At 28.5% G+C, this 22,555-nt stretch carries 15 protein-coding genes and 1 riboswitch; of the genes, 2 read left to right on the forward strand and 13 right to left on the reverse strand.

Annotated elements, in window-relative coordinates; translation table 11 throughout:
- Positions 1–452: 452 nt before the first annotated feature.
- From L3B98_RS27860 to L3B98_RS27910, 11 genes are all read right to left on the reverse strand, one after another.
- Entirely contained in the window at positions 453–1,271 is an 819-nt protein-coding gene (locus L3B98_RS27860) for a DUF4037 domain-containing protein (protein ID WP_238919089.1), read from the reverse strand.
- 635 nt (positions 1,272–1,906) lie between these two features.
- The gene (locus L3B98_RS27865; protein WP_238919090.1) at positions 1,907–2,773 is read right to left on the reverse strand and encodes an NAD(P)/FAD-dependent oxidoreductase; all 867 of its coding nucleotides are present in this window, start codon (positions 2,771–2,773) and stop codon (positions 1,907–1,909) included.
- Positions 2,774–3,364: 591 nt separating this feature from the next.
- A complete protein-coding gene (locus tag L3B98_RS27870; RefSeq protein ID WP_238919091.1) occupies positions 3,365–4,480 on the reverse strand; it encodes an aldo/keto reductase in 1,116 nt (371 codons plus the stop codon).
- A gap of 329 nt (positions 4,481–4,809) precedes the next feature.
- Positions 4,810–5,118 carry a thioredoxin gene (gene trxA / locus L3B98_RS27875; protein ID WP_015395267.1) on the reverse strand — a complete coding sequence of 103 codons (309 nt, stop codon included), beginning with the start codon at positions 5,116–5,118 and terminating at the stop codon, positions 4,810–4,812.
- Between the two features lie 271 nt (positions 5,119–5,389).
- The gene (locus L3B98_RS27880; RefSeq protein ID WP_238919092.1) at positions 5,390–6,121 is read right to left on the reverse strand and encodes a hypothetical protein; all 732 of its coding nucleotides are present in this window, start codon (positions 6,119–6,121) and stop codon (positions 5,390–5,392) included.
- Positions 6,122–6,264: 143 nt separating this feature from the next.
- A complete protein-coding gene (locus L3B98_RS27885; RefSeq protein WP_238919093.1) occupies positions 6,265–7,422 on the reverse strand; it encodes an MFS transporter in 1,158 nt (385 codons plus the stop codon).
- Between the two features lie 183 nt (positions 7,423–7,605).
- Positions 7,606–9,387, reverse strand: coding sequence for a M3 family oligoendopeptidase (locus L3B98_RS27890; RefSeq protein ID WP_238919094.1), 1,782 nt, complete (start codon positions 9,385–9,387; stop codon positions 7,606–7,608).
- Between the two features lie 535 nt (positions 9,388–9,922).
- Positions 9,923–12,274: an alpha-xylosidase gene (gene yicI / locus L3B98_RS27895; protein WP_238919095.1), complete on the reverse strand. Its 2,352-nt coding sequence runs from the start codon at positions 12,272–12,274 to the stop codon at positions 9,923–9,925.
- 43 nt (positions 12,275–12,317) lie between these two features.
- Positions 12,318–13,145, reverse strand: a complete 828-nt coding sequence (locus L3B98_RS27900) for a carbohydrate ABC transporter permease (protein WP_238919096.1) — start codon at positions 13,143–13,145, stop codon at positions 12,318–12,320.
- Positions 13,145–14,023: a sugar ABC transporter permease gene (locus tag L3B98_RS27905; protein WP_238919097.1), complete on the reverse strand. Its 879-nt coding sequence runs from the start codon at positions 14,021–14,023 to the stop codon at positions 13,145–13,147. The genes L3B98_RS27900 and L3B98_RS27905 overlap by 1 nt, the downstream gene beginning before the upstream one ends.
- Before the next feature lie 573 nt (positions 14,024–14,596).
- Positions 14,597–15,931: an ABC transporter substrate-binding protein gene (locus tag L3B98_RS27910; RefSeq protein WP_077366299.1), complete on the reverse strand. Its 1,335-nt coding sequence runs from the start codon at positions 15,929–15,931 to the stop codon at positions 14,597–14,599.
- 166 nt (positions 15,932–16,097) lie between these two features.
- Here L3B98_RS27910 and L3B98_RS27915 point away from each other — a divergent pair, with 166 nt between their 5' ends.
- Both L3B98_RS27915 and L3B98_RS27920 read left to right on the forward strand, forming a co-directional pair.
- Positions 16,098–17,981, forward strand: coding sequence for a histidine kinase (locus L3B98_RS27915; RefSeq protein ID WP_238919098.1), 1,884 nt, complete (start codon positions 16,098–16,100; stop codon positions 17,979–17,981).
- Positions 17,959–18,726: a response regulator gene (locus L3B98_RS27920; protein WP_077366301.1), complete on the forward strand. Its 768-nt coding sequence runs from the start codon at positions 17,959–17,961 to the stop codon at positions 18,724–18,726. Before L3B98_RS27915 ends, L3B98_RS27920 begins: the two co-directional genes overlap by 23 nt.
- 76 nt (positions 18,727–18,802) lie before the next feature.
- Here the strand turns inward: L3B98_RS27920 and L3B98_RS27925 are convergent, their stop codons facing one another.
- Positions 18,803–20,092, reverse strand: coding sequence for an O-acetylhomoserine aminocarboxypropyltransferase/cysteine synthase family protein (locus L3B98_RS27925; RefSeq protein ID WP_077366820.1), 1,290 nt, complete (start codon positions 20,090–20,092; stop codon positions 18,803–18,805).
- 149 nt (positions 20,093–20,241) lie between these two features.
- Positions 20,242–20,352: riboswitch (SAM riboswitch) on the reverse strand.
- Positions 20,353–20,549: 197 nt separating this feature from the next.
- Complete coding sequence (locus L3B98_RS27930; RefSeq protein WP_238919099.1) at positions 20,550–22,301, reverse strand: amidohydrolase; 1,752 nt, start codon at positions 22,299–22,301, stop codon at positions 20,550–20,552.
- Between the last annotated feature and the right edge of the window lie 254 nt (positions 22,302–22,555).

The raw sequence follows: 22,555 nt of genomic DNA on the forward strand, positions 1-22,555 counted from the left end.
ACTTAAATGTATTTATCTTATTCTGTTCAATTTTCAAAGACCATTTTCTTTCTTACAACTTTCGCTGTAATCTCTAATCGTTTGCTGTCGTTTCTGACAGCTTATTTAGCATATCATCACTCAAATTCTCTGTCAACAACTTTTTCAAATTCTTTTAAGTTATCTTTATAACTTTCATCAATCAATTCGTTTTTAGTTGTTTACGCATCTCAGCGACGTGTTTTATCTTATCATTAATTCTATACTTCATATAATACTATTCCACTATTATGAAGATATTATGCCTATTTTTCTTCTTATTTATTTAAAATGCTACAAATTACTTGTATTGATACACTTGAGTGCGTTTATTATATTTTCTTTCTAAATAATTATATGCTCCACATTTTCTAATCAAATTTGGAGCACTTTCTGAAATATAATCTATTAAATTGAAATATATCTTATTTTTCTTAATTTAAATAAAATCCTTCGTCATTTAAAAATATATCTAGGTTATTAGTCAATTCATCAATTTCTCTCAATATTTTGTTATCACTAGTTGCTGCTGATTTTAGAATAGCATCTATATTTTCACACATTTTCTGTGGGATTCTTAAATTATTCTCCTTTATGATTCTTATAAGTTTTTTCTCACCTGGATGAGACATTTCATTTATTGCAAATATAATATCAAAATAACTTGCAAGAAAAGCGCTTACCCTATGATTAACACTAATAAAATCATCTCTATTTAAGGCTTTTTCTATCTGCTTATAATACGCAGGCATTTGTTTCTTTAATAAAGGATAATTCTTTCTTATTATATTTTCTTTTAATTTCTCAGGATATTTTATCTTATATTTTTCTTGCAGATGCTTTAAATATCCATCTTCATCATATAGTATTATAGAATTAGTAAAGTTGCTCCAAAAACAAGTGGTGTATCCAACATCAGCTTGACACTCAACTACTGTTCTTTTTAAAGAATTCTCAATCCAATCTAAATTTCTATAAATAATTTCTACTTCTATATCCTCATCTAGCAAAACACCATCGTCTTCTCTTTCCCAAAATGTATTATCAAGTTCAATATACTTAAAAAATTTATTAGTTATTTCTCTTCTTTTCTCCAGAGCTATTTCTTCTAAGATATACACATATATATCATAGTCTGAGTTTTTATCATTTGTTCTTGTTGCATGCGATCCTGCTAAAAGTATCCCTTTCACTTCTTTTAATTTTGAAAAATCATTAACCAGCTCAAGTATTGTTTTATTCATAATATTCATTCTCATCCCCCCAGATTACTATATAATTTATACTACTATAGATATACAATTTAAGAGTTTAACTTATAAATAGAATATACATGCATCATTGAGAAATTATAATCGAACACTACACTAGAAATTAGATACATTTTTCTGGAAGCAGGCATGTGAAATTGAGCTGATGATGGTTCTTAAGCAGAGAACCCAAATCTGTGATTTGGTGTGAATCGCTTACTCAGCGAACGAATGTGAGTCGAGTTTCCTCTATGGCTTGTTTCATTTCAGCTTGTCCAAAAGTGAATGTCCAAATTTTATATTTGGAAACATGAACTTTCTCCTTGGGGATTTTACATCTGGAACATGCTGAAATGACGACAAGCGGTCATTTAGAACCTTCCAGCGAAAATTTCACTAGTCCTGTGGAAGATAAATGTATCTGATTTCGGTAATTTTCGCATAAGTCTAAATCTAGCGTTGGATATCTATACCTGAATAATATTCCCTTTTTTCAAAAACATCAATAGCAATTCATTTTTTTGTAAAAATAGACAAAGGTTAGATTTAAATTATCTCTATTTAAATCTAACCTTTGTTTAATTACACATATAAAAAGCTTATTCATTTTATAATTAAGTATTTATATTAATAATATATTATTTTTTAGAAATAGAATCTATATAATTAACTGCTGATAATGCTGCTATATTACCTTCTCCTGCTGCTTTAATATATTGATATGGCGCTCCAACAACATCTCCTGCTGCAAAGCATCCTGGTATATTTGTACTCATTAAACGATCTACTTCAATATGATTGTCAACAATTTTAAGACCAGGAACCAATTGACCTGGTGAAATACTATCTCTTAATATAAAAATTCCATCAGTATCAATTTCTGAATCCTTTAGTTTTAACTTACCAACCTTATCTTCTCCTTCAATACTAATTGGAGTATCCTTTACAATTTCAATTGCAGAATTCACTTCAACTTCTTCCTTATACATAGGAATATAATAAACCTTATCTGCAATTGAAGAAATGAAATTTGCTTCAGCTTCTTCATGCTTATTATATGATATTATTGTAACCACTTTATCTTTATATAAAGGTGCATCACAAGTTGCACAATATCCAACACCTTTACCTAACAATCTTTCTTCACCATCAAATAATTTTCCGTATTGGACTCCTGTTGCTAGTATTATAGCTGTAGCTTCATACATTTTTTCATTTACCATTAAAGCAAAGTACTCGCCCATAGCATAAATATTATTTATTTTTTCTTCAGTTATACTTATATCCATTTCTTTTAAATGATTATTAAATTCTTCTCCTAATTCCTTGCCACTTTTCCTGTAAAATCCCAAGTAATTATTAATTTCATGCGCACTAGTAAGCTTACTGCTAAAATCCTTATTACCAAAAATCATAAATTTTTTCTTTCTTATTTTTGCATTTAGTGCCGCTGACAAACCTGCTGGACCACTTCCTACGATTGCAAGATCAAATCTTTCACTCATAATTATCTCCTCCATAATTCTATTTAATATTAAATAAAATTTTATATTAGGCTTTATTATTATATTATACCGCTTTCAAGCAATTATATATTTAATTATAAAAAAATCGCAAGCGACTGTGGGGCTGGAGATTTTTGATATTTTTGCCGCCTGGAAATCAAATAATTCAAAAATAGAATTGAATTTATTTAAAGCTGAACTTTTAAAGTTTACGTAAATATAGATATCTTATAATTGATCGTTTATTAATTTTTTTAAAATGAATTTTCATTAAATGAAATTAATAAATGTTTTCTTCCTGTGTCATAAAATATATTCAATAATTCGATATATATCGCTTTTATTTAGTTAAATTAATTTTCATTGCTGTTGACTCTGCCTTACACCTCCAATTAAAAATATAATAAATAAAAATACAACTTCCCATTTAACTTTCACCCAATTTTAATACCATTACCAACTATCAGCTTAATGGATGTTTTTCTTTTAACGCAAAGCATATATATAAAAAAGATTGCATCGAAATAATAAGTTATTCTGATACAATCTTGTGATTCTTATTTTTTAATACCTCAATAATTTAATCTGGGTCTAGTTTTGTTCAAATGCACCAGCCACATCATTCAGAAATTTTGTAATCTCAATATGCTGTGGACAATGCTTTTCACATTGCTTACAATTTATACAATCAGACGCTTTCCCATGTTCTAGAGCTAAATTATTATAGTAAACCTGAGGAATTCCTGGACCAAATTGTTTATAGTTATTAAATAAAGAGAAGTATTTTGGTATTGCAATCTTCTTTGGACATCCATCTACGCAATATTGACATGCAGTACATGGAACAGCAATACTACTGTTAATGATCTCTGTAGCCTTTTTTATGATCTCTTTTTCTTCATCATTCAAAGGTACAAAATCTTGCATATAACTTGTATTGTCAAGGAGTTGCTCCATGTTTGACATACCACTTAATACCATCATTACTCCTTCATGGCTTGCTACAAATCTTATTGCCCATGATGGTACAGACATATCTATATGATATTCCTTGAACAGTTTTTCTGCTTCCTCTGGTACCTTTGCAAGAGTTCCTCCTTTAATTGGTTCCATAACAACAACTTGTTTATTATGTTTTCTTACAACTTCATAGCATTTTCTAGATTGAATACTTTCACTATCCCAATCGATGTAATTAATTTGTAATTGAACAAAATCTACTTCCGGATGTGCTGTTAAAATTTCATCTAATAAAGCTGCATTATCATGATAAGAAAAGCCCATATTTTTTACTTTTCCTTCTGCTTTCTTTTTTGAAACAAATGCAAAGCTATCAAACTTTTGAGCTGTTTTATAATTTGCCACCCCTAGGTTGTGAAGAAGATAATAATCAAAATAATCAACTCCGCATTTTTCTAACTGTTCATCAAAGATTCTTTCTTGATCTCCCTCTTTTTTCAAAAACATAGTTGGCAGCTTTGATGCTACTGTAAAGCTATCTCTCTTATGACGTTTTACTAAAGACTCTCTTAAAGCAATTTCACTCTTAAAAGCATGATACATATAAGCTGTATCAAAATAAGTAAAGCCTCTTTCCAAAAAAGTATCTACCATTTTATTTAATGTTTCAAAATCAAAACTTTCTTGATTCTCTTGGTCTTTTAATGGAAGACGCATAAATCCAAATCCTAATTTCTTCTTTTCCATATCTTTATTCCTCCTTAATTCTTTTAGAACTAATAAATTAAAATTAACGCCAAATTTTTATATACGCACTCATAAACTGTATTAAATATTTAATTAGTTCTTACTCCAATATAAATTCTACTCCTTAAAGTAAACTCTAAGTCAAGCATTTTTTATCCGCTCTGTGTAAGCGAATAAGATTTATTTTTTATTCTTTTTGACACACAAAACCTATTAAATTGGCCTTTTCAATAAGTTATCCACAAATTTAGCTTTATTATAAATTCCTAAAGAATAAAAAAACATAGTACTTTTTATTTTAGTACTATGTCTTATTCCTTTATAACTAATTATAAATTATTAGTTATTACTTCTTGAATTTTTTCTTTTGGTAAGAATCCTACAAGTTGATCAATTTTTTCACCGTTTTTAAAAATCATCATTGTTGGTACACTTAAAATTTTAAATTCATTTGCTAAATCTGAACTTTGATCTATGTCTACTTTTATAAATTTAGCTTTTCCTTCCATTTCAGTTGCTAATTGTTCAAGAACTGGTGCTAGCATTTTACAAGGTCCACACCAAGTAGCAAAGAAATCCACAACTGTAACTCCACTTTCTATTTCTTTTTTAAATTCATTACTCTCTACTATTTTCATATCTATCACCCTCCAAGTTACTTTATTTAATTAATATTATTTTAAGCTTTTAAAAAAAAGCTATACATAAATTAAAAATTAAGTTTAGCATTATGTAGATTACATTTAATCACTGTTTTTAAATATATACTACTTTGCTTAAAGCCTGCTGTCAATATATATATTATTTTCATAAATATATAATAATTTCACTAATCAATAAATTAAATCATAAAAAATCAGCTAAAATACACTCAAAAGATATATTTTAGCTGATTAACAATTTTTATAATTAAATTATTACTTTAAATTCATCAAGATTTATTTTATATTCTGTAAGCATTTCAATTACTGTATCTCTAAAGGAATTTTGATTAGATTTTTTTTGAACTGGCTTAATTTCCTTAACTGCATTAGTGCTATATTTATTGTTTTTATATTGTTTAATTAAAATTTCTGCAGTTTTCACAATTAGATCATCCCAATTTTCAACTACAATAATATTATCATCTAGTTTAATTCCTTTTGGCTCTTTTAAAGAAAAATCTTGATATATTTCTATTTCTTCGCCTTTTAATACTACATTTTCAAGTTTTTCATTTCCATTTTTTATTTTCCCTGAACAAGAAGCTTTTATTGTCTCATTTTTTTCATATTCTCTTTGCATCCATTTTAAGTATTCATCTATATTATGGACCATCTCATATATTGAAATAGATGTATCCCTATAAGCTTTACTAAGTTTAAAATCTCTATTTTTTTTAATAATTTCACTTGATTTATCCTCAATATAATCTATTGTATTTTCCAGTATAGCTGTAATGCTACTCAGTCCATCTTGAATCTCAATAGACATTTCTGGAAAATTATCAATTACATATCCTATTGTACTTGTTTCAAATATAGATAGATTTTTTTTATTAAGTTCTTTCTTTTCTATTCCCTTAAGATTAATTTCTTGTGCATTAATTTTACCTTCATTTGCCTCTCTTTGTTGAATTTCATCTTTTTTGAAAAAACCCATTTTCTAACACCTCATTTCAAATTATTTACATTTATTATTTTACCATATTTTTTACATCAAATGTTAATATATGTAAACAGAAAAATAAAAAAATAAATAAGTTAATCTAAAATAATTTTAAATTAACTTATTTATTCTTAATATTATTTCATTCTATGTAAGACTAATGACAACAAAAATCCACATCCAGCAATAATTGCCACAATAAAAATTGTAACATTAACGCTGAAGTAATTAGTAATTGTTCCTCCAATAGAAGGCATTAACAATGCTGATAAACCTGAATAAATGCTTAGTGCCAATAATAATCCTGTTGACTTTAACTTTTCACTTGATAAGTTAAAAAGTAACATTCTGCTAGCAAGCATCATCATAGGTCCTGTTATTATTTGAAAACCTGCAAGTATAATCAATATCCATACACTATTACTTATTCCATATAAAATAAATTGCAACATAGTTGCAAAAGCAGCCATACATAGTAATTTATATGCTCCAAATCTTTTCAAGAAAAAATTTCCATATAAATAAACTGGAATTTCTATTAATCCTTGTATCGTCCACTTATATCCTATTTCTTTATTAGTTGCTCCAAGGGCCAACATTTTATCAACAATTGTTGTAGTGTTGCTATTACCAGCGCAGTAGATCAAAAACAATATAATTATTACAAGAATATATTTTTTATTGCTTAACAACTCTTTTATATCATCAAAAGTAATTTTTTCACTTTTCTTTGCTTTTGTTTTTGAACCCTCTGCAACTATATACATTATTCCTAACAATACAATTGTTAATAAAATAATAATCAATCCTAAACCCTTATATGTAAATCTATCAACTAAGGCTGCAATAAAAATACTTGTTACTCCCCAACCAATAGAACCAAATGCCCTTATAAAACTAAATTTATTTCTTGCTTCTTCACCAAAGGTAAATAACCAATTATCAAAATATCCAAAATTCAAATTTGCTATTCCAGCACTCATAGCAATTAAAATCATATGTAGAATAAATATTTTTGTATGTAAATTAAAAAATAAATATGTAAATATAGCAAAACCAACTACTGCAATAACACATAATTTTTTTACCGTCTTATACTTATCAGATAAAATTCCAAATACCACTTGAAATATAATAGTAGTAATAGCGTAGGATGAAATCAATATTCCTCTCTCCATAGGGTTATATCCTAGACTGGATAAGTACGGGATATACTGAGTATATCCCATTGCACTTATTCCATATATAAAAAAGTAAATAATACAGAATTTTAACATTAATCCCCTATTTTCCATATGTACCCCCATAAAGTCATCATTTGATAAATTCTAATTCCTTTGAAATATTATAAATTTACAATATCATAATTATTAAAACTTTAAATGAGTTTAATATAATTAGTTACATATGAAGTAATTTAGGAATATGTTTTTTATTAAAACAAGTTGTTTTTTGTATTATGCTAATTCATATCAAAATTATTTTCTTTTGTCAGCAAGTTTTATGAATTCATTTATATCTACTTCCACAGTCTTTAATGAATTTATCCAAAATTCCTTATTGTTTATATCTATTCCCATAACTTTTGCTACATCTTCTAATTTATTTTTACCTGTAATCGAAAGTAACTTTTCATAATCCTTAGCAAATTCTTGGCCTTTCTTTAGATATTCAGCATACAATCCTTTTGCAAATAATAATCCAAAAGCATATGGAAAATTATAATAATTATATTCTGCATCATAATAATGTGGTTTCCATGCCCACATATATGGATGAAGGAAATTAGGGTCTAATCCATCCCCATAAGCTTCTTTTTGTGCATTTAACATAAGTTCTTTTATTTGTTCAACGGTTAATGCACTTTCTTTTCTTCCTTCAAATAAAGACTTTTCAAATAAGAATCTTGAATATATATCTACTATTACTTGAGTACAATCACTTATTTCAGTTTCAAGAATAGCTAATGCTTCTTCTTCAGTCGCATCTTTAATTGCAGCTTTTTTAATTATTGTTTCACAAAAAGTTGAAGCTGTTTCTGCTATTGGCATTGGATAATCCGAATTCAAAGTAGTTTCATTATTTAAGCATTCTCCATGGAAACCATGTCCTAGCTCATGAGCAAGAGTTACTACATCTCCGAAGCTATCTCCATAATTTAATAAGATTCTACTTTCACCAAGAAAATGTATATTCTCACAGAAAGCTCCTCCTACTTTACCTTCTCTTGGTTTAACATCTATCCAATTATTATCTATTGCTTTTTTTGCAAAATCTCCAAGATGCTTGCTGAAGGTTCTAAAGTTCTTCTCTACAAACTTAGTTCCTTCCTCATAAGAAAATTTCATATTGGCTTTACAGACTGGTGCATATAATTCATAGAATGGTAATCCATTATTATATCCAAGCATTTCTGCTTTTTTTCTTAAATACTTTCTAAAAATAGGAAGATACTCCTTCATAGCTGAAAGCATAGCCTCCAAGGTTTTTTCATCCATTCTAGAATTCTTTATAGTCTTATCTAAAGGAGATTCATATCCTCTCAAATCACATACAGTTAATACCTCACCTTTTATAGAATTTAAAGCTGCAGCTACTCCATCCTCTACTTTTTTATAGGCTTTTATTTCAGCTTCATAAGCTTTTTTTCTAATAGCTGTATCGTCATTATATGCCATATTTAAAACTACTGTTAATGGTAATTGTTTTATCTCACCATCCTCTTCTATATCAACTTTCAAGGTTGAAATTAAATTATCTTTAAGTTTTCCCCATGCATTAGAACCAGTATTTTTCATATTAGCTATAATGTTTTCTTCTTTTTCACTTAATAAATATTTACTTTCCTCACATATTTTTTTCAATACAAATTCATGTTCCTTTAGTAATTCAGATTGATTAATAAGATAATCTATATCTTCTATATTGCTGATATATCTTTCAAGCTTAACAGAGCTTTCAACTATGTTAGTTAATTTTTTTTCTAAAATATCTGAATACTTTAATGCACTTTCATCTTTAGTATTAACGCTTAAGCTAAGATTAATGTACATACCTAGCTTACTAGCTAATTCTTTTAAATGTGTAAATTTATTAATATATTGTTCTAGCTTTTCCACTAAATTTTCCTTATCTTTTACTACATCTTTTGTCCATAAATTAATGTCCTCTATAAGTTTTTCAAGATTGTTTGAATCATTTTTAAAATCTTCACTTTCAAAAGATGTATATAATTCTTTTAAACTCCAATTCAATTCCATTTCTAAATCACTCCAAATCTAATCATAAATATTATTCTAATTTTTTATTATTATATACCTATATAATATCAATTATAATTTATAATAAAAATTATTACAAAATAAAAGCTAAAAGATAAACTTTTAATTTTATCTTTTAGCTTTTTTGTTTATTTGATTATTAATATAGATATCCAAATTAATAATTCAACTTATAAATGTAATATATATGTATTCTTGAGAAATTATAATCGTAACACTACACTAGAAATATGATACATTTTTTTCTGGAGCAGGCATGTGAAATTGAGCTGTTGAAGGGTATTAATGTGGGCTTGTTTCATTTTCAGCTTGTCCAAAAGTGAATGTCCAAATTTTATATTTGGAAACATGAACTTTCTCCTTGGGGATTTTACATCTGGAACACGCTGAAATGATGACAAGCCCACATTTAGGAACCTTCCAGCGAAAATTTCACTAGTCCTGTGGAAGATAAATGTATCATATTTCGGTAATTGTTGCATAAATCTAATTCTCGCTTTGGATATATATCATTCTAATTCTTTAAATTACATACACATTTGCAATCTGCATCTTCAAATCTAATTTGTGTATCTCCATTATTTATATCAAATGATTTCTCTCCAGCATCAACTATATTAGAAAGATTTTTTAATACTAAAGACCAGCCTCCCTTATTTCCTCTTGATTCAATAAATATCTTATTATCTTTTTTTAGCACTTCTACTTCTAGCACACTTTTGCCATTTGTATCTAAAACTGTTGTTTTAGTTGCATCATTTTCTTTTAGTTCAAAGGCCATAATTGTTATATTCTCACCATAGTCGTAATCTGGTTTAGAATTTTCATTTCCTACAGCAATTAAACTATTTTCTCTTATCATCATTGGAACGCTTAAATAATCATGTTTTTCCTTAATCCACCTATTTCCTTCATATCTTTTTCCAGTTATGAAATTTGTCCAAATTCCTTCTGGTAAATAATAATTTGCTTCTCCTGCTTGATTAAAAATTGGTGCTACTAAAATTGAATCCCCTAACATATATTGTTTATCTAAATAGTTACAGGCATTATCGTCTTGAAATTCTAATATCATTGATCTCATTACTGGGATTCCCTTTACAGAAGCATCTTTAGCTATCTTGTATAAGTATGGCATTATACCGCATTTCAATTTAGTAAAGAATCTTACAACATCACACGCTTCCTCATCATAAAGCCATGGAACTCTATAAGAATTACTTCCATGCAACCTACTATGAGATGATAATAATCCAAAAGCCACCCATCTTTTATAAACATCAGCAGTTGACGTACTTTCAAATCCACCTATGTCATGACTCCAAAATCCAAAACCTGACATGCACAATGATAATCCACCTCTTAAGCTTTCTGCCATAGATTCATAATTTGCTTCGCAGTCTCCACCCCAGTGTACAGGAAATTGCTGACCTCCAGCAGTAGCTGATCTTGCAAATAACACTGCTTCTTCTGCTCCAACATTTTCTTTAATTGTATCAAATACAACCTTATTGTACATTTGTGTATAATAGTTATGCATTTTAAGTGGATCTGATCCATCAAAGTACGATACTTTTGTTGGTATACGTTCACCAAAATCTGTCTTAAAGCAATCTACCCCCATATTTATTAGTTCTTTAAGTTTGCTTGAATACCATTCACATGCAGCTGGATTAGTAAAATCTACAATTCCCATTGCAGGTTGCCACAAATCCCACTGCCAAACATCACCATTAGGTTTCTTTAATAAGTAACCATATTTCATACCTTCCTCAAATAATTTTGACTCTTGTGCAATATAAGGATTAATCCAAACGCATATTTTTAAACCTTTTTCTTTGAGTCTCTTTATCATTCCTTTAGGATCTGGAAAAACATCCTTATCCCATTCAAAGTTACACCAATTAAAATCCTTCATCCAAAAACAGTCAAAGTGAAAAACTCTAAGTGGGATATCTCTTTCTGCCATTCCATCTACAAAACTTGTTACAGTTTTTTCATCATAATTTGTTGTAAAGGAGGTTGTAAGCCATAATCCAAAAGACCAAGCTGGAGGTAGTGCAGGCTTTCCAGTAAGCTTTGTATAATTCTCTATTACTTCCTTCATAGAGTCTCCATTAATTATAAAATAATCTAGATATTCACCTGCAACACTAAATTGAACTTTTGTTACCTTCTCAGAACCAACTTCAAATGATACTTTTTCTGGATGATTTACAAATACACCATAACCTTTATTAGTAAGATAAAATGGTATATTTTTATAGGATTGTTCTGTACTCGTTCCACCATCTTCATTCCATATATCAATTGTTTGTCCATTTTTTACTAATGGAGTAAACCTTTCACCTAATCCATAAACCAATTCTCCTACAGATAACTGCAGTTCCTCTTTCATAAAAACTCCATCTTCCAAAACTTCCATAAAAGTTCTTTCCTCTGAAGTTTTTACATATCCTAATCCCTTGTACTTACTAGAAGTTAGCATTTTATCTTCATTAAAAAAAGTCATCTCCCAAGCTTCTTTATTGATTGACAGCTTAAGTTTTCCTGATTTTAAAAATACTTCGCTTTCATTTTCTTCAATAAAAACCTTAGTATTGTTGTCTTCATAAGTCTCAAAAGCAGGTGATTTTTTTTGTTGTCCCATATAATGATAAGCTCTAACTCTAATTATATTTTCCATTGGAGATGAAATTTTATAAGTTATAACTGGTCCCCCGAGGGTGTCACCTCTATGATTTATTTTTACACAAGGTGCATGAACAGTTAAACTGTTTTCTTCAATTTTAGTACTATATACCTCCTGTGGATTATATATGTGATAACCTGGCTTATTTAGCCAACATCCATTACTAAATTTCATAATAACACTCCTTTTATCAGTTTACAGTTTACAATTTACAGTTTTAGCCTTTTACAGAACCTGCTGCAACTCCTCCAACAATATATTTTTGGCCTAGTATGAATACTATAAGTACTGGAAGTAATGTCAATACAATATCAGCACTAACTAAGTTCCATGAATTTTCAAATGCACCAAAGAAATTATATACAGCTAAAGTCATAGGCCATTTCCCAGAATTATTTAAATAATATAATGGCATTGTAAAGTCATTCCATACAGCCATAAAATTTAATACAAAAAGAGTTGATATAATAGGTTTTAATAGTGGCAAAATTATTTTTATAAACAATTTTACCGGCCCGCACCCATCTATTATTGCTGCTTCATCTATTTCCCTTGGAATTGTTGATATAAATCCGTAGGATAAAAATAAACTAAGAGGGATATTTATTGCAGCATAAACTAAAATTATACCAATTCTAGTATTTACTAAACCTAAAGCTTGCAGAACCTTCATCAACGCAACATTATTAATTGGTATTGCTATCCCAGATATAATGAAATAATAAATAAAATTATTAATTCCTTTTCGATTTCTTGCTATCACAAAAGCTGCTGCAGCTACCACAAAAACAATAATTAGTACGCTCCCAGTAACATATAAAAGACTATTTAAAAATGAAGATATTAATTTACCTTGTTCAATTACTGTCTTAAAATTTTGAAATACCCATTCCTTTGGCAAAGATAAAGACATTTTATTAGATTCACTTTGATTTTTAAAGGAATTCAACACCAAAACTACCATTGGTATTAGAACTATCAAACTTGTGAATATTGTTATTATATTTATTACTAAGCTTCCAATAGACTTTTTTAGAGCATTCATTACATGTCAACCTCCTTATTTTCCATAGATTTTATAATGAAATAAAGTAAAAATAATAACGCAAAAAATAAAATACTAGATAAGGTTGTACCCATTGCATAGTTACCCTTAGAAAATTCCTTATATACAGCAGTATTAATTACTCCTGTTGCATTTCCTGGACCACCATTTGTTAGTGAATAAATCATATCAAATACTCTAAATCCATATGTAACGTTCAAAACAGTTACGTTTATTATTATTGGCTTTAATAGAGGTAATGTAATTAACTTAAACTTTTGCCAAAAATTCGCTCCATCTATGCTGGCTGCTTCATAATAATCTGGTGAAATTGACAATAATCCTGCTATAATAACCACCATTATGTACCCCATACCTTTCCAGGTATCTACCGACATAACAGTTGGAAATACCCAACTCAAATCAGTCAACCAATTTTTAGCTAAAAAACCTAATCCAATTGAATTTAAAAAGTTATTTAGAAAACCAGTTTGAGGATGTAGCATGCTTTTAAATACAAGTCCAACAACCAAATAAGACATTACTTGAGGAGAGAAAATAACCATCCTATGAAAATTCTTAAATTTAATCATCTTTTGTGTTAGTAATAATGCTAACATAAGTCCAACTATCGTTTTCATGATAGTTGTTACTGTTGTGAATACAACAGTATTCCATATATATAACCTATATTCTGGCTTCCCTTTAAATACCTCCATATAATTTTGCAAACCTATAAAATTGATTTTATCAGTAAAATTATTCCAATCTGTAAATGAATAAAATATTCCAATAATTCCTGGTAAAAAGCAAAGCAGAAAAAATATAAGTAAAGCACCAGTAGTAAAATACCACGGATATATTTTATTTCTGTCCATTATAATCCCTCCATTTTATTGAGCTTCTACATTAAATAAAGATATCCAAATCGAGAATTAGACATATGCGGAACTTACCGAAATTAAACACATATTTATTACAGCGGACTTATGAAATTTTCACTGGATGGGTTCTAAGTGGAAGGTTGCACCCATTTCTGCATGTTCCTAAAGTAAATTTATGACAAGCAGAAAGTGGAACAACCTTCCACTAATAACCATCACAGCTTAATTTCATATGCCGCTTGCACAAATATGTATCTAATTTCTAGTGTAGTGTTACTGTTACGATTATAATTTCTCGATTATGCATACATATTCCATTTATAAGTTTAAGTATTAATTGCAACTGATAATTAACCAGCTAAATAATTTTCCTTAAATTATTTAATGGATAATAGTTTAAGATAAAAAACCTAAAGGTTTTCTTTAAATATAACTTATAGAAATTCTCTTTAGGGTTTTCATCTTTTAATTAATTTTCTCTAACTATTTTATATTTGTTACCCTTAACCAATTTCATCTAATGTAGTATGATAATTTATCATCATATTCCTTGTAATATAAAAATTATTATTTATTCCAATCTGGATCTTTTTGCAATTTAGCTTGTTCAGTTCTTCTATTCATTATAGTTTCCAATACTTGCTTTGGAGTTAATGAACCAGTATACATACCTTCTAAATCTTTTCCTACATCCATCCATTGACTATCAATATACTTAACCCCTGCTTGCACAACCATTCCCTTCTTTAAGGAATCAATATATTTTTTATCTTCATCAGAATATTTTGATTTAATTTCTGGCCAGCAAAGTTCTGATAATCCTGGTTGTCCATCTAAACGTTTTTGTAAATTTTCAGGTTTTGCTAAAAATTCGAAGAATTTTAAAGCTTCCTTTACATGCTTTCCATTTTTATTAACAAAATATGCATTGCTAGCAGGATTAACACCAATTGTTTGATTATCTGCCCATGGCATTGCAAATATTCCAAGCTTATTAACATCAAAATTTGGGAAATCTGCTTTTACTTCATTTCTCCATGCAGATTCAGCAATAAACATTGCTGACTTTCCATTTGCCATTGACTCTTTTGCATTTTCAACTGAGTTACTTAAATAGTCTTTTCCATAAAAGCCTAAATCAGCAAATTCTTTAAGTTGAGAAATTACAGTTAATAATTCAGGCACAGAATCTAAATCAACTTCATTCTTGTTCAATTTATTATATAGATCTGGATGCTTTTCTTGATACATAGCTCCTGTTTCAAATAAAGGCAGTACTTGATGCCATCCATTTTGTGTACCTTCATAAATTGGAGTAACCCCTGAATCTTTTATCTTTTGACATACATTTTTAAATTCTTCATAATTTGTTGGTACCTTTAACCCTAACTTTTGGAATATTTCCTTATTATAAACATAGAAGTACATTTTCTTTCCTGGGAAAGTAATTCCATAAACTTTATCCTTATATGATATTGAAGGAAGTACATTTGGATCCATACGCTTTACCCATTCCTGATCTGTTACATCTTGAACGTATTTTTCTGGATTTACTCTTGTAACTAAATTTAAAGGATCTGCATCAGCGCAGAAAATATCTGGAGCTTCCCCTGAATCTAATTTTACTTTTAATAAATCACGCCATTGAGCATCTGGTGAAATTTGAAAGTCTATCTTTATTCCAGTTTCCTTTTCAAAATCCTTTGCTAAAGTCTGCACCACCCCAGATGTTGGTAATCCCGATTGATGAGATCCAAAAGTTAATGTTACTGTATTTCCATTACTTGAGGTATCTTTGCTTGCATCTCCACTATTATTACTGCTTCCACACCCTACAAATGTGCCTCCAATTAGTGCAGTCATACATACTGTGCTAATTAACTTCATTAAACGTTTGTTCATAAGTTATCCCTCCACAAATTATATTATCATTTCCCTTTGATAAGCTTTACATTGGCTATATTCTTATATTATCATTAAGCCTATAAATTAAACATAGATAAAAAAGAACTCCCTTTTGCACTTTTTTGAACATTATTATATAATACTTTTGAAAAGGGGGTTTGAGATGAAATATAAATTTTATTTTTCTCAAAAGATATATTTGTTTTTTGTTTATGGTCTTTTAGTAATAACAATGCTCTTTCTATTTTTTATTTGTTTATACTCTTTTTATAGTGATAATATTTATAAAAGTGCTAAGATAAAATCTGAAACTATTTGTGCATCTATTCACAAGTCAATATCAATAGAATTAAATAATATGTCAACGGTTTCTATGAATATAGTTTATTCTAATGCTATAAAAAAGAATTTTACTAGCTTTGCAAATACAAATAACTATCACAAAATAGATCTTGAAAACTTTTCAAAATCAAGAGAAAACGTTTTAGCTATTTATGATATTATTACTGCAATAATAGGTCCATTTCAATCTGCAACTCAAGTTAATCTATATACACAAAATGGCACCTGTATTGGTTCTGGCTATTTTCAAGGAGTAGTTAATGTTGATTTTAAAAGTATTCCCTGGTATGAAGAAACTATAAATAAAAATGGCGAAAAAAATATAGTTATCACAGACAAGCTATTAAATTCTAATACAAAACTAGACAATAAAAATCTTCATAATTATCTCTCTCTGACTCGTGTATTTTTTAATAGCACAAATGAGCCTGAAGGTATCGTTGAAGTTATACAAGATTGTAATACTGTGTTTTCTTTAATTCCAGAATTGAAAGAAAAAAATCCTTCAACTACCTTTTATGTATATAACGAAAAAGGTCAGTTAGTATATCCTTACTCAAGTACTCTAAATCCAGAAGACACTATAAACTATGTGGATACTATAGAAAAAAATAATCTAGCTCCATCTACTGGATACTTTGTAAATGTCGATACTAACAAGGATGTATTATTATCTTATGAGAAAATAAATTCTTATAATTGGACAGTAGTTACTGTTGAATCTAAAGATATTGTATTTAAATCACTACAGTCCTTTAAGGAGACTTTCATTGTTATAATAATTACCTCTATTATATTTACATTATTTTTATGTTTTTTAATTTCAAGTCGATTGACTTATCCACTAAGTACATTGACAAAATCCACAAAAAAAGTAACTATAAACAGTGTACTGAATGAAAACGAAACCATTCTACCTCCAATAAACAGCAATATACTTGAAATTTCAGAATTATATCAATCCTTTTTAGACATGTATGATAAATTGAGAGATTCGTCCCATGAAATATTGTTGCTTAAATCAGAAGAAACGCGTGCTAACCTTCGAGCAACACAATCATTAGTTAATCCTCATTTTTTATACAACAGTTTAACTACTATAAGCATTATGGCAGAGGAAAAAATGAATGATGAAATTATGAATATCTGTTATGCACTTTGCGATTACTTTAGATATATCACAACATACGATGAAACAGCAGTTCCTCTTAATTTAGAAATATCATTTACTGAAAAATATATTGAATGTATGAAAATGAGATATGGAAATGATTTTATTTATGATTCGCAAATCAGTGAAGAAACAAAAGAAATTTTAATTCCTAAATTAATTGTTCAGCCAATTGTGGAAAATGTATTTAAACATGGTTTTACCTCAGCCCCTCCATGGCATTTAAAAATTACTACTACCACCAGTGATGATAAATGGCTTATATACATTGAAGATAATGGAGGTTGTTTAAGTGATGAAGAAAAGGAAACACTCTTATCTAATTTTGATAATTTAGATAAAAATATGGAAATGAAATCATTAAAGATTGGTGGAATGGGACTTAAAAATGTTTATCTACGATTGCAGCTTTTATATAGCGACCAAGCTGTATTTTCAATTGATACTTCAAAAGAACATAAAACAATTTTTATAATTGGTGGTCCTATTCATTTAAATAAGGAGGATTTTTATGAACAATACACGCACTTATAAAATTATCGTAGTCGAAGATGAGCCTCTTATAAGACAAAATATAATAAAAAAAATAAATTCTTTATCCATACCTTTTGAATTGGTTGGTGAAGCTGGTAATGGAGAAAGTGCTATTTCTCTTGTTGAACAATTATATCCGTCCTTAGTTATCACTGATATAAAAATGCCACAGTGTGATGGCCTTGAATTAATTAAATATCTACATAAAAATCATCCACATATCAAATCTATAATATTAAGTGGATATAATGATTTTAAATATGCCCAAACTGCACTAAAATATGGTGTTAAAGATTTTTTATTAAAACCCATTAAACTTGATGAACTAAGCACAGCACTTCAAAATATCCTTGTTATGCTTGACTCAGAAAATAAAGAGTTATCTTCATTTTCCATTGATCCAAATAACTTGAAACCTGAAAACTTAAGTCAACTTTTAGAAAATTATTTGCTAAAAAATTATGCTTCAATAATTTCTATTCATGATATTGCTGAAAAATTTGGATTCACAAATGAGTATTTGAGCAAGATATTTAAAAAATACACTGGTGTAACACCTATAAAATATATCACTAAAATTCGAATTAATGAGGCTAAACAACTTTTAATTAATCAACCCGAACTAGAAATAAAGAAGGTAGGAGAATTGATTGGATATAAAGACGCTTTTTATTTTAGTCGTGTATTTAAATCAAATGTAGGTGTATATCCTACCGATTACAGAATGCAATACAAAGATCACTAAAATGAGATAATATTTTTATAGGAGATTATCATGCTATTCATGATAATCTCCTAATCTTTTATTATTAATTATACATTTATTCTCCAAAAGCTTGTGATAAATCATGGATTATATCATCAATATGTTCTGTTCCTATTGAAAGACGAATTGTATTTGGTTTTATTCCTGATTCTTTTAACTCAGTTTCATTCATTTGCGAATGAGTAGTGCTAGCTGGATGGATTACTAACGATTTAACATCAGCTACATTTGCAAGTAAAGAGAATATTTCTAACTTATCAATAAAGTCTTGTGCTTCCTTTGCACCACCTTTAATTTCAAATGTAAATATAGATCCTGCTCCATTTGGAAAGTATTTATTGTATAGCGCATTATCTGGACTTTCAGGTAATGATGGATGATTAACACTTTCAACCTTTGGATGATTTTTCAAGAAATCTACTACTTTTAAAGCATTTTCAACATGACGTTCAACTCTAAGTGAAAGAGTTTCTAGTCCTTGTAATAATAAGAATGAATTAAATGGACTTATGCATGCTCCTGTATCTCTTAATATAACCGCACGAATCCTAGTTACATATGCAGCTGGTCCAACAGCTTCAGCAAATTTAATTCCATGATAGCTTGGATCAGCTTCACTTAGTTGTGGGAATTTCCCTGATCCTATCCAATCGAATTTTCCTGAATCTACAATTATTCCTCCAAGAGAGGTTCCATGTCCACCTATGAATTTTGTAGCTGAATGAACAACAATATCAGCTCCATGTTCAATTGGTCTAAATAAATATGGTGTTCCAAAGGTGTTATCTACTATTAGTGGAATTTTATGCTTATGTGCAATTTCTGCAAGAGCATCTACATCTATAATATTAGAATTTGGATTTCCAAGTGATTCTATAAAAATGGCCTTTGTATTTTCTTGAATTGCATTTTCAAAATTTGACAAGTCTGATGGGTCTACAAAAGTTGTTGTCACCCCATTGTTTGGGAATGTATGTGCTAGCAAATTATATGATCCGCCATATATAGTGTTTTCAGAAACTATATGATCCCCTGCTTTAGTTATATTTTGAAAAGCATATGTTATTGCTGCTGCCCCTGATGCTACTGCAAGCCCTGCTACTCCACCTTCTAAAGCTGCAACACGTTTTTCAAAAACATCTTGTGTAGAATTTGTTAAACGTCCATATATGTTACCTGCATCTGCTAATCCAAATCTTGCAGCTGCATGTGCTGAATTCTTAAATACATATGAAGTTGTTTGATAAATTGGTACTGCTCTTGCATCTGTTGCCGGATCCGGTTGTTCTTGTCCAACATGAAGTTGTAATGTTTCAAATTTTAATTTTCTTTCTTGATTACTCATAGTTTTTGCCCCCATTTTATATAAATTTAATAATCTTGAATAATAAAATTTTTCCATCAAAGTTTCCAAGTTTAATTAAAATAATTATGTATTTATATACCAAAAAAGCTACTTTCCGAATAAGAAGGTAGCAGAAAAATTCATATACATTCTTATCTTTCAGATTTAACATCTGCAGGAATTAGCACCTTAAATTTAAAGTATAAAATTCAGGTTGCTAGACATCACAGGGCCAGTCCCTCCGTCTTTCTTGATAAAAAATTTTTAATTTTATTATTCTTAGTTGTTTACTATGATATAAAGTATATCTTCTTTACATCTTCATGTCAATACCATTTTCTAATTATTTTTTACTTTTTATTAATATTTCTTTAATATATATCTGTAATAAATTTTAAAATAGCAATAAATCTCCTTTTATATTATTACTTACCTAATTATAATAACTATAAATAGTTTATTCATTTAAATATACTAGCTCTCCATTAAAATAAGTTCTATTTATATTAGTATTCCCTATATCTAAAGGATTGGTCCAAACTATATCCTTATCCAATACTATAAAATCTGCTTTTTTTCCAATTTCCAAACTTCCGATTTCCTTCTCCTTGCCTAAAACATAAGCGGCATTTATAGTGAACATTTTTATAGCTTCAACAATTGATATTCTCTCCCTTGGATTTAATCTATACTTCACATCATTCATATTTATAATTTCTGGATATCCAGATGGCAAGAAATCATATAAATTTCTAACTGTTGCACACTCTATAGCCTCCAGTGGATTTATCTTTACTGAAGTATTGTCATCAGAAGTTGCTGCTGTGATTACTCCTAAATCAACTAATGATTTAACAGGATATTGCCTATAGGCTCTTTCTTTTCCTATAGCTAATACTTCATTTTTGCTCAAACTCATAGATTTATAAAACCAACATGGCTCTATTATTGTATTAATTTTTAAAGCCTTCATTTTTCTTATATAATACTGTGTTATTAAATCTACATGAATTAATGAATTTCTGAATGTCTTGTTTTGATTATTTATTATTGAATATTCTATTCCATCTATTGCAAACTTACAAGCTAAATCTCCTTTGGCATGAATACAAACATTAAACTCTAATCTATTTGCCATCTTTATTCCTTCTTTAAGCTCATTAATATCCCATAAGAATAAGCCTTGCTTCTCATTACATTTGTCATCAATTAATGTATAAGGTTTAAACAAAAATGCAGTCATATTTTCTATAATTCCATCTGAAAAAAACTTTGCTACTGAAACTAAAAATAATTCTGTACTATATATTATCCTATTTCTTTTAAGTTCATGTAATTGCTCATTTACACTTCTTTTACATAATTCTTTAGGTAAAATTGTCACCCCATATACTATTCTCAATTTAAGTTCTTTCATGTTCTCCAATTTTCCATAAAGCTCTAGAGGCATCTTCACTTCTTTAGTATCAATTAATCCTATAGTTGTTACTCCATGAGAATGTTGCAATTTTTGATACTTTATAAAATTATCTATATACTCTTTATCTTCATATTTATCTATCCAATCAATATTAACTAAGTAAACAGCGCTCTCTTTTAATATACCCCACAGTTGATTTTGCTCATCTAATTCTATTCTTCCACCATTTGGAACGTTCGTATTTGGAGTTATTTTAAAATATTCAAATGCCTTACTATTTAGCCATAAAGAATGGCCATCAAATGATCTTAATACTATTGGTTTGTCCGTTTCTATTTTATCAAGCCATTTCTTATTAGGTCCTTTAAACGCCTCACTATAGCAATTTAATTCTTCCTCATTTTTTTCAAAAATCGAATTCTTCCAACCTATCCCATAAATAACTTTCTCTTCTGGATGTGTATCAATGTAATTTTGAATATATATTAAATACTCTGTAACATTATTACATTGGAATAGAGATAAATCTCCTTTTTTCATTATATCTCTTTCAGACATATTGCAGTGAGCATCAATAAAACCTGGTAATACTGTTCTATATTTTAAATCTATTATTTCTTTTTTGTCAATAAAGTAATTACTTATTTCATCATTAGTTCCTAGGGCTACTATTTTTCCATCTTTAATGGCCATAGCTTCATATATACTACTTTTCTCATCAATACTGTATATAACTCCATTAATAAAAACCTTTACTATATCACTAGAAGATTTTTCATTTAATTTCATTATTCAGTTAACACTCCTCTTAATTAACTCTTTATTTAAAAATACAGTTTATTATATTCATAAAACCCAAAATAATTAAAAATTTTTTTATATTTTTTTACTATTAATACATTAATAGATATATCATGAATAAATATTTTTATTTAATCATAATAAAAAACGATAGCTATAATAACTATCGTTTTATCTTACCTCGCAACGTCCTACTCTGCCACACAGTCTCCCATGCAGTACCATCGGCGCTATAGACCTTA

The sequence above is a fragment of the Clostridium sp. YIM B02555 genome (genome assembly GCF_022320955.1).
GTDB classification, from domain to species: Bacteria; Bacillota; Clostridia; order Clostridiales; family Clostridiaceae; genus Clostridium; species Clostridium saccharoperbutylacetonicum.

What these genes read in the sequence shown, in the direction of transcription:
- L3B98_RS27890 (WP_238919094.1), bottom strand. Translation starts at nt 9,387, where the DNA reads ATGGAATTGAATTGGAGTTTAAAAGAATTATATACATCTTTTGAAAGT.
- L3B98_RS27865 (WP_238919090.1), bottom strand. Translation starts at nt 2,773, where the DNA reads ATGAGTGAAAGATTTGATCTTGCAATCGTAGGAAGTGGTCCAGCAGGT.
- trxA (WP_015395267.1), bottom strand. Translation starts at nt 5,118, where the DNA reads ATGAAAATAGTAGAGAGTAATGAATTTAAAAAAGAAATAGAAAGTGGA.
- L3B98_RS27925 (WP_077366820.1), bottom strand. Translation starts at nt 20,092, where the DNA reads ATGAGTAATCAAGAAAGAAAATTAAAATTTGAAACATTACAACTTCAT.
- L3B98_RS27910 (WP_077366299.1), bottom strand. Translation starts at nt 15,931, where the DNA reads ATGAACAAACGTTTAATGAAGTTAATTAGCACAGTATGTATGACTGCA.
- L3B98_RS27900 (WP_238919096.1), bottom strand. Translation starts at nt 13,145, where the DNA reads ATGAATGCTCTAAAAAAGTCTATTGGAAGCTTAGTAATAAATATAATA.
- L3B98_RS27920 (WP_077366301.1), top strand. Translation starts at nt 17,959, where the DNA reads ATGAACAATACACGCACTTATAAAATTATCGTAGTCGAAGATGAGCCT.
- L3B98_RS27870 (WP_238919091.1), bottom strand. Translation starts at nt 4,480, where the DNA reads ATGGAAAAGAAGAAATTAGGATTTGGATTTATGCGTCTTCCATTAAAA.
- L3B98_RS27885 (WP_238919093.1), bottom strand. Translation starts at nt 7,422, where the DNA reads ATGGAAAATAGGGGATTAATGTTAAAATTCTGTATTATTTACTTTTTT.
- yicI (WP_238919095.1), bottom strand. Translation starts at nt 12,274, where the DNA reads ATGAAATTTAGTAATGGATGTTGGCTAAATAAGCCAGGTTATCACATA.
- L3B98_RS27905 (WP_238919097.1), bottom strand. Translation starts at nt 14,023, where the DNA reads ATGGACAGAAATAAAATATATCCGTGGTATTTTACTACTGGTGCTTTA.
- L3B98_RS27915 (WP_238919098.1), top strand. Translation starts at nt 16,098, where the DNA reads ATGAAATATAAATTTTATTTTTCTCAAAAGATATATTTGTTTTTTGTT.
- L3B98_RS27860 (WP_238919089.1), bottom strand. Translation starts at nt 1,271, where the DNA reads ATGAATATTATGAATAAAACAATACTTGAGCTGGTTAATGATTTTTCA.
- L3B98_RS27930 (WP_238919099.1), bottom strand. Translation starts at nt 22,301, where the DNA reads ATGAAATTAAATGAAAAATCTTCTAGTGATATAGTAAAGGTTTTTATT.
- L3B98_RS27880 (WP_238919092.1), bottom strand. Translation starts at nt 6,121, where the DNA reads ATGGGTTTTTTCAAAAAAGATGAAATTCAACAAAGAGAGGCAAATGAA.